This window comes from Cellulophaga sp. BC115SP (genome assembly GCF_009905545.1).
GTDB lineage: Bacteria > Bacteroidota > Bacteroidia > Cytophagales > Spirosomataceae > Flectobacillus > Flectobacillus rivi.
Map to the genome: position 1 here is coordinate 1 of NZ_JAAALB010000033.1, position 15042 is coordinate 15042.

Here is a 15042-nt window from a genome sequence, read left to right on the forward strand (position 1 = left end):
CAAATCAAACTATTTTACTATTTTGATTACTTTAACTTGGCTAAAACTCAGGGCAACCTATTTTAGGCAAGGACAACTTTATTCACAACTCATCATTCAAAACTAATACTTATTGCACCAATCAAATTTTTCCTGAATAATTCGATCTTTTTCTTGATGGATAAATTCTAAGAAAGCTTTTGCTACTGGTGAAAAATTCTTGCCTTTCATCCAAATTAAGTGCCATATACTTTGAATAGGAAATCCTTTGACAGGGATAATTTGAACGTCGCCCATCGATAATTCATTTTTGAGACCAATCAGCGGCATTACCGAATACCCCAAACCTGCCAAAACAGCCTGCTTTACAGCCTCATTGGAAGTCAGTTCCATTTTTTTATGAATAGGAAGCATATTGGCTTGCACAAATTTCTCCATCACATGTCTTGTTCCAGAACCTTGCTCGCGATAAATAAGCGGTAATGTCTCCAACACAGAAGTATCGTAGAGTTTTTTCGGGAAAGTTTGAAGTGAATTACCTACCAAAAATAGTTTATTGGGCATCAGTTCCACCTTCTCAATTTGGAGATGGTCGGGTAATACTGATACTAGCGAAAAGTCTACATCGTTTTGTTCGAGACTTTCTACAACTTTAACTTTATTAGTTACATCTAATTTCAATTCTATTCCATCATGTTGACTCATGAAGTCATTCAGGAAATAAGGAATCACATATTTACCTGTCGATACTACTGAAATTTTGAGTTGACCCACCAATTGCCCTTTAAAAGCGGCCGTCTTATGATTGATGGCGTATACTTCAGATAAGATTCGTTCGGCGGCAATAGCAATTTCTTTTCCAAAATCTGTAATGAATAACTTACGTCCAACGACCTCGGTAAGAGGGATGGCGAATTGGTCTTGCAAGTTTTTTAACTGTATAGAAACGGCAGGTTGACTCAAGTGCAATTCCTCAGCGGCTTTCGTAACACTTTTGGTTTTACTAATCATCAGGAATACCTGCAATTGATGTAATGTATAGTTCATAGAGATAGCTATAATGATTCAAAAAAATCCTAGATGAGTAAGGACATAAAATCAAATTTAGTAAAAGTAATAGTCAATCTAAAATCCTACCCATAATCTCCCATTGTTAAATATTGAACATAATTTTTGGGGAAGATAATCACAGAAGAATTACCCACCTATCCATGATCCAATCAGTATATCAGCTGTCGATTTTCAAGCTGTAGATGTCACATTTTAGAGATTGTTTTAATCAATAAATAGGAATACAACAGGTGTAGAGATGTTGACAGTTTCTACATGAAAAACTATTTAGGTCTAAAATCACCCAACCCTAAACTTTGAATTCGAACCACTAATCGAATCTTCAATATTTCATAAATCTTCTCGATAAAGTGTCATAATGACACTTTTCTGGTTGTAGTAAACATAATGAATACATATTTGAAGATTTGTGCTAATGTATTCTACCTACATGACCTTATTTTGCATCGTAATTTTATATTAATTATTAAATGAATCATATTTTATTCTAATGTATGAAACACTTTAACCTACCTATTTCAACTATTCGAAATAAACTTCACTTAGTAGCTTGGTTTGTCTCGCTTATGATTGGGGTTATGAGCTTCACCTCAAAAGCTCAAACAGTAAGAGGAACTGTAAAGTCTTCATCGGGCGAACCGATACCCGGAGCGACCATTGCAGTGAAGGGAACAACCAAAGGAACCAATGCCAATAAGGATGGTGCTTTTAGTATCAATTGTTCTCCTAAAGAGATATTACTGATTAGTTCAATCGGCTTTAAACCACAAGAGATTTTAGTCGGCAAAAAAACAACAATTGATGTCGTTTTGGAAGAGTTTCAAACTGCCCTAGACGAAGTCGTTGTTGTTGGCTATGGTAAGCAAAAGAAAGAAGGCGTAGTAGCTTCGGTAACCCAAACCACAGGAAAAGTTCTTGAGCGTGCTGGTGGTGTATCGAGTATTGGTGCTGCCCTCACAGGTAACGTGCCAGGTTTGATTACCAATGCCAGTACGGGTTTGCCAGGAGCTGAAGATCCACAAATTATTATTCGTGGACGTAGCACATGGAACAACTCAGACCCTTTGATTTTGGTAGATGGTGTGGAGCGTCCCATGAATAGCGTCGACATCAGTTCTGTAGAAACCGTAACAGTATTGAAAGATGCTTCTGCTACAGCCGTATTTGGATCGAGAGGTGCCAATGGTGTAATCTTGATTACGACAAAAAGAGGTAAAACAGGGAAGGCATCTATCCGTGCCACGGTGAATACAATTTTGAAGTCACCTTCAAAACTACCAGGGAAGTATGACTCATTTGATGCCTTACGTATAAGAAACGACGTTATCGAATATGAGCTTGCTACGAAGCCAGATGGTTGGAGAGATTATTTGCCATTTGATATTCTGAACAAGTACCGCAATCCAGCGAACTTAGCAGAAGCTGAGCGTTATCCGAATGTCAACTGGGAAGAAACATTGTTTAAATCTCACGCTTGGTCAAACAACGCCAACTTGAACATTAGTGGTGGTACAAATACCGTTAAGTATTTTACCAGTGCCGACTTTTTGCATGAAGCCGATTTGTTTAAAACTTACCCTAACAATCGTGGATATGAGCAAGGTTTCGGTTTTGATCGCTTGAATGTAAGAAGTAATTTGGACTTTCAGTTAACGCCAACTACTTTATTCAAAACCAATTTATCGGGCTCGTATGGTGTACGCAAAAGCCCTTGGGGTTTTACAGGTTCTGAATATGGCGCTTGGATTGACGCCTACAACGCAGCACCAGATTTGTTTTTGCCAGTGTACTCAGATGGCTCTTGGGGATATTATGCGCCCAACGAAGCTAGAGCTGAAAACTCAGCAAGAAGTTTAGCCATTGGTGGGGTTTCTTATCAAACAACAGCCAGAATCACGACCGACTTTACGCTTGACCAAGAGTTGGATATGATTACTAAAGGCTTGAGATTTACGGGTACTATCTCACTTGATAATACTTTTGTGGAAAGTGATAGAGGTATTAATGACCTTTACAATGACACACAACGTAAATGGATTAACCCAGAAACAGGAGCCGTTACGTATCGCCAAGCCATTGACGGTATCACAGGATTTGATTTTCAAGAGGGTATCAAATGGAATCCAGCGGCAGGTACAATTGGTGCTAGTCAAAGAAGGTTGTTTTATCAGTTACAGCTCAATTATGCCAAAAATATTGCTGGAAAGCATTATGTAACAGGAATGGGCTTGATGAACCGCAACGTCTATGCTAATGGTAGTATGATTCCATCGTATCGTGAAGACTGGGTATTTAGAACAACTTATACTTACAACAACAAGTATACGGTAGAATATAACGGAGCTTACAACGGTTCAGAGCAATTTGCAGCAGCTTATCGTTTTGCATTTTTCCAATCGGGTGGTTTAAACTGGATTGTTTCGAATGAAAACTTTATGAAGTCTTTAAAATTTGTAGACCAATTTAAAGTAAGAGCCTCTTATGGACAAACTGGTTTTGATAACCTTGGGGTAAGATGGCCGTATTTGGAACAATGGAATTATAATGGAAAATCAAGATTAGGAATCAGTGGTGAGGCCGCCGAACAAAGCCCTTACACATGGTATAGTCAAACGGTAGTTGGTAACCCAAATGTACAATGGGAACAATCTGAGAAGTACAATGTTGGGGTTGATTTCGAATTTTTGAAAGGTTTTGTCAAAGGGAAAGCAGACTTTTTTACAGATAATAGAAGTAAAATTTTGTTAGCAAACCGTTCTGACGTTCCTACTTATTTTGGTGCAACTCCTCCTGTAGCAAACTTAGGAGCCGTAAAATCAAGTGGTTATGAACTAGAGTTACATCTCAATAAATCCTTGAGAAACTTTAGATTATGGACAGACCTTAACATGACACATACGCAAAATAAGATTATTGAAGCTGCCAATCCTGAATTATTACCTGACTATCAGAAGTCAGAAGGCATGCAAATCAACCAAGCTTATTCGTATGTAAGTCGTGGTACCTATAGCACATGGGATCAATTATATGGAAGTGCTATTCAGAATGCCAATGATAACCAAAAACTCCCAGGCAACTACTATTTAGTAGATTACAATGGTGATGGTTTGATTGATTCTCGTGACAATATTCCTTACGGCTATACAGGCTGGCCAGCCAATACTTACAATGCCACTTTTGGTATAGACTGGAAAGGATTCTCGGCTTTTGTACAATTCTACGCAGTAAACAACGTAACACGTCAGGTAGAATTTAGAAGCTTGAGTTCACAAAGTCATACCGTGTACCAAGAGGGTGATTATTGGTCGCCTAGTAACCCAAATGCTAATCCAATGCCACGCTGGTTGACAACACCACAAGGCTATTATAGAGGCACACAATATATGTATGATGGTTCGTATGTACGCTTAAAGAATGCTGAAATTGCCTACAACTTTACCCCAGAATTTAGTAGAAAGTTGGGTGTTTCAGGACTCAGAATTTATCTCAACGGTAACAACCTTATTGCTTGGAGCAAGATGCCAGATGACCGCGAATCGAACTTTGCAGGTACAGGCTGGGCTTCACAAGGAGCATATCCTACCGTTAAACGATTCAATTTAGGTCTAAATCTTACCTTTTAATTAAAACAAAAGCATGATTAAGAAAATTAAACTCTTGTTTGTGGCGGTGGGTCTTTCCATGACTTTTGGAATTACCTCCTGCAAGGATTTCCTCGACCGTGACCCTCAGTCATTGGTTTCAGACAAAGATGCCTTTAAAAATTTTGTTAACTTTCAAGGCTTTACTGAAGAGTTATATCATTGTGTACCAGACTTTTCAAATGCCTATTGGACAAACTCATGGAACTGGGGAGAGGATGAAATTCAATCTACAGCTCAAACTTTTCACTTTTGTGTAAAAATCGACAACGGTGATTTTTGGGGATGGCAACGTAACTTTGACGGCTGGCAAGCAGGTTGGATGGATCGTAATAATAACCAAACCAACGACGACCGCTTTGCAAAATCACTTTGGGGCTTAGGTTGGTATGCGATTCGTAAAGCTAATATGGGCTTGGCTAATATCGATAAATTAACCGATGCAACTCAGGAAGAAAAAAACCTTATCAAAGGACAACTATTATTCTTTAGAGGCTGGTACCACTTTATGTTTATGCAATACTTTGGTGGGCTACCTTACATTGATAAAGTACTTCCGGGTGACCAAAAACTTACCTTGCCTCGACTCAAATACAGTGAATGTGCCGACAAAGCTGCCGCTGATTTTAGAGAAGCTGCAAATCTTTTGCCATCAAACTGGGATAATACCACAGCAGGAAAGAGAACCCTAGGTAAAAACCAACTCCGTATCAATAAGATTATGGCGTTGGGATATTTAGGTAAAAACTACCTTTGGGCAGGGAGTCCATTGATGAACTCAGTGTCTGGTGGTAGCCGTACTTATAATGCCGAATACTGTAAAAAAGCAGCAGACGCTTTTGCTGAATTATTATCCTTATGTGAAAGTGGCGAAGCACCATATAGCCTAGTTCCTTTTGCTCAATACTACACTAATTTTTATACAACGGGTCAAAACTGGAACATTCCAGGGGGTACTGAAGCCATTTTTAGAGGTCCTTATTATGGTGCCAACAACTCTAACTGGGGTACAAGTAAGCAGTATTCGCCATTAATTATTAGCGAAGGTGATGTGAAGTTTTTACCAACATCTAACTACGTTAATTACTACGGTATGGCCAATGGTTTGCCAATCAAAGATGTTACTCAAGCGGATAGCGAATCAGGTTATAACCCTGAGTATCCTTGGAAAGGTCGTGACCCTCGTTTTTATAATGACATTGTGTTTGATGGGGTAAAAATGGTGGCAGGAAGTATTCCAAATGCCAGCGAAGCTAACAACCGCTATGCTAACCTTCATACGGGTGGTTCGTATCGTGATATTGCGACTGGAAGTCGTACAGGGTATCTATTGTTTAAGTTTGTACCAAGAACGGCTAACAAGTATGATCAAGGATATAGCTACGATAAAAGTTTAAATATCCACCTACCTTATATGCGTTTGGCAGATGTTTATTTGATGTATGCCGAGGCTGCTGCGCAAGGTTATGGTTCGCCAACTGGTAAATCAGCTAGTTACAGTAAAACTGCGGTAGATGCTATCAATGTCATTCGCGATAGAGCAAGTGTTGGACGAGTGGCAACCAAATTCTTAGGGTCATTAGATTTGTTTATGGAAGAGGTGCGTCGTGAGAGAGCCGTTGAATTATCCTTTGAAGGGCACAGATTCAATGACTTACGTCGTTGGTTGTTGCTAGCACAAAGTCCTTATACCTTGAAAAAATCACTAGAGTTTGACCGTGCTAGCACGCTCGACCCTAACAAAGACCCTAAAGAAAACAGAGTGTTGAACATTCGTGAGACCACCATTTTGGAACGTAAGTTTACCGACAAGCATTATTGGTTACCACTCAAAAACAACGATGCTAACCTCTATTTAGAATTTGCTCAAAACCCTGGTTGGTAATCAGAGCTAATACTATAATCATACCTTGAAAAGATTAATGTAAAGCAAATGAAGTTCATAAAAATACTCCTCTTCTTGTGTACGCTCATGATGTTACAGGCTGTAACATCGAGGGCACAAGACACCCCAACCATACAGATAAAGGCTACTGTATTTGGGGTAAACAACCAGCCTTTGAAAGGGGCGGTTGTAACAAGCGCTGCCGAAAATAGCAAAGCTGTTACAACAGATGCTTTCGGCACTTTTGAATATGAAGTAGCTAAAAATGATGTGTTGTCTATTTCGGCTAAAGGATTTGAAACAAAGTATATTACCATTACAAAAGCGATTTCTCAAATTAGTCTTACACCAGAAAAAACGCGTGATTTGATTCATGCTGCTTTTCGTGAGGTAGAGAAACAAGACTTATTGGGGGGAGTTGCTTCGGTAAATGTAAAAGAGCTTTTAAATAAAAACTATTTTACCAATACCCTCGATGGTATGGAGGCTTTCGCTTCTGGATTCAACGGAAATAGCAACTGGGGTATGGGAAACTATCTGTTTATGATTGATGGTGTACCTCGCGAAACTGGTAATGTGGCTCCTACCGAGATAGAAGAAATTGTTTTCTTGAAAGGTGCCAACGCAGTAGCACTTTATGGTAGCCGTGCTGCCAAAGGTGTTGTCAATGTTATTACGAAGCGTGGCGAGGTAGGAAAACGTCGCTTTGATTTAAGAGTAAACAGTGGTATCAATATTCCTAAAAGCTATCCGAAATATTTGGGTTCGGCAGAATACATGACCATGTATAATGAAGCTCGTAGAAATGATGGTTTGACAGATTTATATTCAGAATTAGATATCTATAATTATGGTTCAGGACGAAATAAATACCGATTCCCGAATGTAGATTTTTATTCTTCTGATTATCTCAAAAATGTGTTTACTCGCTATGATGCTACAGCCGAGATTTCGGGAGGAAACGAGCGTGTAAGATATTATACCAACTTGGGATATTCAACAACTGGTTCATTATTGAACTTTGGCGAAGCAAAAAACAATAACAATTCGGACCGTCTTAATTTTAGAGGAAATCTTGATATTCAGCTCAACGAATATATCTCGATGAATGCTGATGCTACAGCGATTTTTTATACAGGAAGAGGCGTCAATACTGATTACTGGGGCAATGCCGCTACGGTACGTCCCAACCGTTTTGCACCTTTAATTCCGATAGATTTAATCGAAAAAGAAGATGCAGCTTCACAAATTTGGATTCAAAATAGTAACAACCTAATCGATGGAAAATATTTACTAGGCGGTACTCAGCTTGACCAAACCAACCCTATCGCAACGATTTATGCAGGTGGAAATAATCAGTATTCAAACCGTCAATTTCAGTTTAATACTGGTCTGAAGGCCGATTTACGTAATGTATTAAAAGGGTTGTCGTTCCGTACAGGTTTTGCGGTAGACTATGCTACGGCTTATTCGTTGTCATACAATTACTCGTATGCTACGTACTCGCCTACATGGAACAACTATAGCGGAACAGATTTGATTAGTAGTTTGACGGTCTACAACCAAGATGCCAAATCTGGAACACAAAATGTTAGTGGTAACTGGTATCGTCAAACGATTGCATTTTCAGGTCAATTGAACTATGACAGAACCTTTGGCACTAACCACAACTTCTCTGCGATTTTGTTGGCAAATGGATTTCAACAATCTGAATCAGCGGTTTATCACCGAACTAGTAATGCAAACCTCGGCCTATTAGCGAGCTATAATTACAATCATAAGTATTACGTAGATTTGAGTACGGCGTATATTCATTCTGCTAAGTTGCCACCAAGTAACCGTCAGGCATTCTCGCCTTCAGTTTCTCTAGGTTGGAGATTGAGCCGTGAGGAGTTCTTGAAAAACTCACATATCGTGAATGACCTAAAACTTACTGCTTCGGCAAGTATCCTAAATACCGATTTGGATATCAATGATTATTATCTCTACCAAGGATTTTATACAGGTGCAGGTTCATGGTATGGTTGGAAAGATGGAACAGGTATTCAGGCGACAGAATCTAGAAGAGGTGATAACCCTAATATGAAATTTCCAAGAAGAGAAGAAATTAATATTGGTTTAGAAGGTACCTTCTTTAATCGTTTATTGAATGTGAATGGTACTTTCTTTATGAATAAAATTACAGGAAACATCATTCAAGCCTCTGTATTGTTCCCTTCATATTTCACAACAGGCTGGCCAGTATCGTCATTTATTCCTTATGTGAATTACAATGAAGATAAGCGTGTAGGGTTTGATTTCTCAGCCAATTTGAACAAGAAAATTGGAGAAGTAAACTGGAATTTGGGTATCAATGGTACTTACTACCAAACTACAGCGGTAAAAAGAGCTGAGCTTTACGAAAATGCCTATCAGAATAGACAAGGTAAGCCTTTGGATGGCATCTGGGGATTACAAAATTTAGGCTTTTTCCAAGATGACAATGACATCAAAAACTCACCATCACAAACATTTGGTCAAGTAAAACCTGGCGATATTAAGTACAAAGACCAAAATGGTGATGGCATTATCGATTCACGTGATGAGGTGTTTTTAGGAAAAGGAGGTTGGTTTGGTGCGCCGTTTACGATGGGCGTAACACTTTCGGCACAATGGAAAAAGTTAACTTTCCTAGCTTTGGGCGTGGGTCGTTTCGGAGGAAATGCTATGCGTAATAACTCTTATTTCTGGGTATATGGTGAAAATAAATATTCGGAAGTGGTACGAAATCGCTGGACAGAAGCTACAAAGTTGACGGCTACTTATCCTCGCTTAACTACCCTCAGCAGTGACAACAATTTCCGTTCATCTGATTTTTGGATGTACAGCACTAGCCGTTTTGACTTGTCGAAAGTTCAAATTACTTATGACTTAACGGATTTACTAAAAATGAAATCTTTTGTGCGTGAATTGGGCGTGTATGTTAATGGATTTAATCTTTGGACTTTCTCAGAAAATAGAGAAACCCTTGAGTTGAATGTCGGTAGCTCACCACAAACACGATTCTTTAACCTAGGCGTAAAAGCGTTGTTTTAGGTTTTTTACTAATACTTAGAAACTTATACTATGATGAATATGAATAAGGGTATATTAAAATTTTTAGCCTGTATCCTCTTGCTCACAAGTTGCCAAGACTTGATAGAGCCTGCGCAGGAAAACAACAGGCAACTAGACCCAAATGCCTATTTACCAAGCGATTCCAGATTTCCATTTGGTATTTTATTAAATGGATATAACCGAATTCCAAGTAACTCGTGGTCATTTAATGATGTAGCTACCGACGATGCCGTGAGCAACGACCAAACAAATGGCTATTTGAAAATGGCAACAGGGCAGTGGACTGCCAATAACAATCCTGCCAACCAATGGACCAACTGTTACGCTGGGATTCAGTACATGAACATTATGCTTGGAGAGGTAGATAAGGTAAAATGGGTAGCAGATCCTATTGCTAGCAAGTTGTTTGCTATGCGTATCAAAGGGGAAGCATTTGGTATTAGAGCGTTGCTAATGTATAATTTGTTACAAGCTCATGCAGGCGTAGGTAAAGGGGGTAATATGTTAGGAGTTCCAATTTTGACAAAAACTCAAACAACCTCTGACAATTATAATCTGCCAAGAGCGAGTTTTGACGATTGTATCAAGCAGATCTATACAGACTTAGATAGTGCAGATGTTCGTTTGCCGCTTGATTATCTGAACTTGGTTTCGGGACAAGAATCACAAATTCCTACTAAATATGGTACCGTTACGATAGAACAGTACAACCGTGCTTTTGGGGTAACATTTAGTGGTTTATTGAGTGGTCGTATTGCTAAAGCTATTCGTGCAAAAGTGGCATTATTGGCAGCAAGTCCAGCTTTTAACCCAAACAATGCTAACAAATGGGTAGATGCGGCAAACTATTCTGCTCAAGTATTAAATCTGAATGGCGGAATCAATGCTATTACCAGCAATGTAGCTAGCGGACTTACATGGTATTCCAACACTGCAGAAATTGCGGCTTTGAAAGATGGTGCTAATCCTCCAGAAATACTTTGGCGCAATAACTGGGGTGAAAACCGTGATTTGGAACAAGCTAATTTTCCACCAACACTTTTTGGAAATGGTAGAATCAATCCAACACAAAACTTGGTAGATGCTTTTCCGACAGTCAATGGATACCCTATTAACGACTCCAACAGCGGATTTAATCCCAATGACCCCTATTCAAATCGTGACCCTCGTTTGAAAATGTTCATTTTGGTCAATGGTGCTACGGCTGGTGTCAACAACACTGCTATCAATACCGCAGCTGATGGTACAACTAACGATGGACTCAATAAGGTAGCTACCTCGACTAGAACGGGCTATTATATGCGTAAGCTATTACGTCAAGATGTGAACCTAAATCCAACGTCTTCAACGAACCAGCGTCATTACAAGCCGCATATTCGTTATACAGAAATTGCTTTGAGTTATGCAGAAGCAGCCAACGAAGCGTGGGGTCCTACAGGTACAGGAACAAATGCTTATTCGGCATACGATATCCTAAGAGCGATTCGTCGTCGTGCAGGAATTGGCTTAGCCAACAATGATGCCTATCTCGAAAGTATCAAAAACAATAAAGAGCAAATGCGTCAATTGATTCGTAATGAGCGTCGTTTGGAACTATGTTTTGAAGGATTCAGATTTTGGGATTTACGCCGTTGGGATGCCAACCTCACCGAAACAGCCAAGGGAGTTAGTATTCGTAGTGGTGCGTACACCGTTCTTCCAAGCGTTGAATCAAGGGTATTCCAAAACTATATGAAGTACGGCCCAATTCCATATTCGGAAGTGTTGAAATATTCAGCACTAGAGCAAAATCAGGGTTGGAACTAAGAAGCTCTTGAAATTAGCGCAACAATTAAGTATATAAAATTTTTCAAAAGTCGAATTTCAGCTTGGCTGAGCATATTTTAAGCTAGGCTGAAATTCTGACAAACAACATCTTTATTCTTATGAAGAATTCGATTTTCATATTAGTAATATTCATGATGGGACTCATTTCGTGTAATACCGAAAAGGAGTTTCCAGACTACAAGTACCAAACTGTCTATTTTGCTTATCAATATCCTGTAAGAACCATCACTTTAGGAGAAGATTTGACGGTAAACAACGAACTCGATAATCAGTATAAATGTCAAATTTATGCAGCGTTGGGTGGTGCGTATTACAGCAAAAAAGATGTAGCAGTAACGGTGGCTGTAGATAACTCAATACTAGGAAGTGGGATGCGATTTGGCTCTGGTAAAGACGAAATTCTACCGATGCCAAGCAGCTATTTCAAGCTAGCCTCTGACAAAATCATTATCCCATCTGGGACTATTGCGGGGAGTGTTGATGTACAACTTACAGACGCTTTTTTTGCTGATCCTAAGGCAATTAAGAATACGTATGTTATTCCATTAACCATGACGAAGGTCACCGATGCGGATTCTATTCTTTATGGAAAGCATTTTGTGCTTTATGCTTTGAAATTTGTGAATTCTTGGCATGGTAACTATTTGAGAAGAGGAAAAGATGTCGTTTCAGGATCCTTCAATCAAACAATTGTAAGACATGCTCAATATGTAGAAAAAGATGAAGTGAATATGCTTTCGACAAAATCTTTAACAGAGCTTACTTTTCCAGTTGTTTTTAAAGATAAAGACGGAAAAAATATCAGTACCTCTTTACTACTGAAATTTGACAATAACGGAAAATGTACAATTTCATCGGCTACCTCGGGTATTACGGCTACGGGTACAGGTGCTTTTGTCAAGAAAGGTGAAAAAAATAGCTGGGGTAATAAGGACCGTGATGCGCTTTATCTCAACTACGAAGTAAACCTTACTGGTATGAAAGTAGTCACTTCGGATACTTTGGTCATGCGTGATCGTGCTGTAACAATGGAAACTTTTACTCCTGTAGCTAAGTAAACTCATCTTTAGAACTGTTTTACTATGAATAAATTATATCAAATAGCTTTAGGGTTCACGAGTATTGTATTGGCTTCGTGTACCAAATATGAGCCATTGGAGTTTGCCACAACCAAACCCGAAAGTGTTGCTTTACAAGAAAATATTGACGCCTATCCCGCGCTCAAATCCTATATCAACCGCACCTCTAATCCTAATTTTAAATTTGGCGTAGCGCTTTCTCTCAACGACTACGTCAACAAAGGGGTAATGTATCGCCTAGCCAATAAAAACTTCGATGAAATTGCCCTAGGATATGAAATGAAGCATGGCGCTGTGGTACAGTCTAATGGCTCTTTGGCTTTAGACAACGTATCCAAACTACTGGCTGCCGCCAAAGAAGCAGGTACTACCGTATACGGACATACCCTTTGCTGGCATGCTAATCAAAATGCGAGCTATCTCAATAGCCTTATTGCACCTATGCTCGTAACAGCGCCATCTTTTCCTAATGACCTAAACACTAATCCTTTAAACAACAATCTTTTTACAGGTTGGAATCAAGCCAATAGCGGGGCAGGTATTTCGATTGCCAATAACGCAGGTATGGGAGCAGGTACAAAAGCGATAAAACTGAGTGCATCAGCTACTTCATCCTCGGCGACTTCGTTACAACTGACAAGCCCTTCGATTACTGTTGTGCCAGGACATAAATATGAAGTGGTATGTTATATCAAATCGGACGTAGCAGGTGAAGGACGTATCTCTTTTGAAGGACTTAGCAATAATACCCCTTCAATTGATTGGACCAAATCTGGAAAGGCTTCTACTACTTTTACAACAGGTATTTCTTGGAAAGAAATTAGATTCCAGATTAGTGATTTTACTGGATCTAGTATTAAGCTTAACTTTGATTTGGGCTATAAACCTAATGTGAATTATTACATCGACATCAACAATCTATACGTGTACGATACCCAAGGAACTCCAGTGGTAACCAACCTTGTAGCCAATGGCGATTTTGAGTCAGGCTCAGGTTGGGGAGGCTGGGGCGGTAGCTCGTCGAGAGGTGTAACGGCTGATGGTCAAGGGTATAACAATAAAGGAAAAGCCTTTTTTGTCACAAATCCCACAAAATCAGCCAATTATTGGGATGTTCAAACACTATATGATTTAGGAAAAAACCTTAACAATGGCGAATCGTATGTACTTTCATTTTGGGTAAAAGGTACTGCTGAAGGAATCATTAGACCAGAATTACAAAGTCCTTCTTACACATCAAATGGCTATGGTCAAGTTCCAGTTACCAAAGAATGGAAACTAATAGAGTTAACAACTACCGTTTCGGGCACTGATAAATCCAGATTGGTATTCAGCTATGGAGAGTTTGGTGGAACAGTATATATAGATAATGTAGTTCTCAAAAGTACCAAAGCTTCAGGTGGTGCAGTTACGTTGGCAGAAAAAACAGCAACCGAGAAGACTAGTTTGATAGGTAGTGCTTTAGACACATGGATGTCAGGTATTATGGGCGTTAGTAAATCGTATGTAAAAGCTTGGGACGTTGTGAATGAGCCTATGGACGATGGAAAACCTTACGAGCTAAAAACTGCGGTAGGTCGCACAACAATTGCTTCAGATGAGTTTTTCTGGCAAGATTATCTTGGTAAAGACTACGCAGTAACAGCATTCCAATTGGCCAGAAAATACGGTAATCCAGACGATAAGCTATTCATTAATGACTATAATCTTGAATATAGTCTTGACAAATGCAAAGGAATCATTTCTTACGTAAATTATATCGAGAGTAAAGGTGCAAAAGTAGATGGTATTGGCACACAAATGCATATTAGTATCACTTCGGACAAAACCAAAATTGCTGAGATGTTCAAACTATTAGCAGCTAGTGGTAAGTTAATTAAAATCTCTGAATTGGATATAGGCTTGGGTGGTGTCAAAACTGCTAAAGCTACCAAAGAACAATATCAAGCACAAGCCGAAATGTATAAGTATGTGATTGATAAATACTTTGAACTAATTCCAGCAGCTCAAAGATATGGTATTACTATTTGGAGCCCGCTTGATAGTCCTGCCAATTCGAGTTGGAGAGCTGATGAGCCAATCGGTCTTTGGAATGGGCAATATGTTCGTAAACTAGCTTACTCGTATGTAGCTGATGCAATTAAAGCTAATACAAGTAAATAGAGATTACACTGTGGGTCATGGATTTCAAACTATTTCAGATTTGGGATTGCTGATTTCGGATATGTAACAAGATGTCTTTATTTTTTACAAAAAAGAAACTTAAACTTCCGATATCCAACATCCGATATCCGAAATTGTTTAAGAGTCCTCGTACTCTCCAAAGATATCACATAACCTTATACCTATAGCTTTTGGACATTGGGTTGCTTTGGGATTTAGCAATCCAATGCTTCAAGGCTTTTATGAACCATGCGTTTTAGCTTACAGCATAAAGCCTAGAGCTTAATGCGGGTAAAATACT

At 39.1% G+C, this 15042-nt stretch carries 7 protein-coding genes; 6 read left to right on the forward strand and 1 reads right to left on the reverse strand.

What is annotated here, in order from left to right; genetic code table 11:
- Positions 1-102 precede the first annotated feature (102 nt).
- Entirely contained in the window at positions 103-1026 is a 924-nt protein-coding gene (locus GVN22_RS19480) for a LysR family transcriptional regulator (protein WP_166552684.1), read from the reverse strand.
- 518 nt (positions 1027-1544) lie between these two features.
- Here GVN22_RS19480 and GVN22_RS19485 point away from each other — a divergent pair.
- The 6 genes from GVN22_RS19485 to GVN22_RS19510 all read left to right on the forward strand — a co-directional run bounded on the left by GVN22_RS19485 (position 1545) and on the right by GVN22_RS19510 (position 14741).
- Entirely contained in the window at positions 1545-4673 is a 3129-nt protein-coding gene (locus GVN22_RS19485; RefSeq protein ID WP_166552685.1) for a SusC/RagA family TonB-linked outer membrane protein, read from the forward strand.
- 13 nt (positions 4674-4686) lie between these two features.
- Positions 4687-6576 (forward strand): RagB/SusD family nutrient uptake outer membrane protein, encoded by a 1890-nt coding sequence (locus tag GVN22_RS19490; RefSeq protein WP_166552686.1) that lies wholly within the window; start codon positions 4687-4689, stop codon positions 6574-6576.
- A 48-nt stretch (positions 6577-6624) separates the two neighbouring features.
- Entirely contained in the window at positions 6625-9651 is a 3027-nt protein-coding gene (locus GVN22_RS19495; RefSeq protein WP_166552687.1) for a SusC/RagA family TonB-linked outer membrane protein, read from the forward strand.
- Between the two features lie 39 nt (positions 9652-9690).
- Positions 9691-11478 carry a RagB/SusD family nutrient uptake outer membrane protein gene (locus GVN22_RS19500; protein WP_166552688.1) on the forward strand — a complete coding sequence of 596 codons (1788 nt, stop codon included), beginning with the start codon at positions 9691-9693 and terminating at the stop codon, positions 11476-11478.
- A 119-nt stretch (positions 11479-11597) separates the two neighbouring features.
- On the forward strand, positions 11598-12557 hold the full coding sequence (locus GVN22_RS19505; protein ID WP_166552689.1) for a DUF5627 domain-containing protein: 960 nt from the start codon (positions 11598-11600) through the stop codon (positions 12555-12557).
- A 24-nt stretch (positions 12558-12581) separates the two neighbouring features.
- A complete protein-coding gene (locus tag GVN22_RS19510; protein ID WP_166552690.1) occupies positions 12582-14741 on the forward strand; it encodes an endo-1,4-beta-xylanase in 2160 nt (719 codons plus the stop codon).
- Positions 14742-15042 lie beyond the last annotated feature (301 nt).

Coding starts and splice junctions, on each gene's coding strand:
- GVN22_RS19485 (WP_166552685.1), top strand. CDS start 1,545: ATGAAACACTTTAACCTACCTATTTCAACTATTCGAAATAAACTTCAC.
- GVN22_RS19510 (WP_166552690.1), top strand. CDS start 12,582: ATGAATAAATTATATCAAATAGCTTTAGGGTTCACGAGTATTGTATTG.
- GVN22_RS19490 (WP_166552686.1), top strand. CDS start 4,687: ATGATTAAGAAAATTAAACTCTTGTTTGTGGCGGTGGGTCTTTCCATG.
- GVN22_RS19505 (WP_166552689.1), top strand. CDS start 11,598: ATGAAGAATTCGATTTTCATATTAGTAATATTCATGATGGGACTCATT.
- GVN22_RS19480 (WP_166552684.1), bottom strand. CDS start 1,026: ATGAACTATACATTACATCAATTGCAGGTATTCCTGATGATTAGTAAA.
- GVN22_RS19500 (WP_166552688.1), top strand. CDS start 9,691: ATGAATAAGGGTATATTAAAATTTTTAGCCTGTATCCTCTTGCTCACA.
- GVN22_RS19495 (WP_166552687.1), top strand. CDS start 6,625: ATGAAGTTCATAAAAATACTCCTCTTCTTGTGTACGCTCATGATGTTA.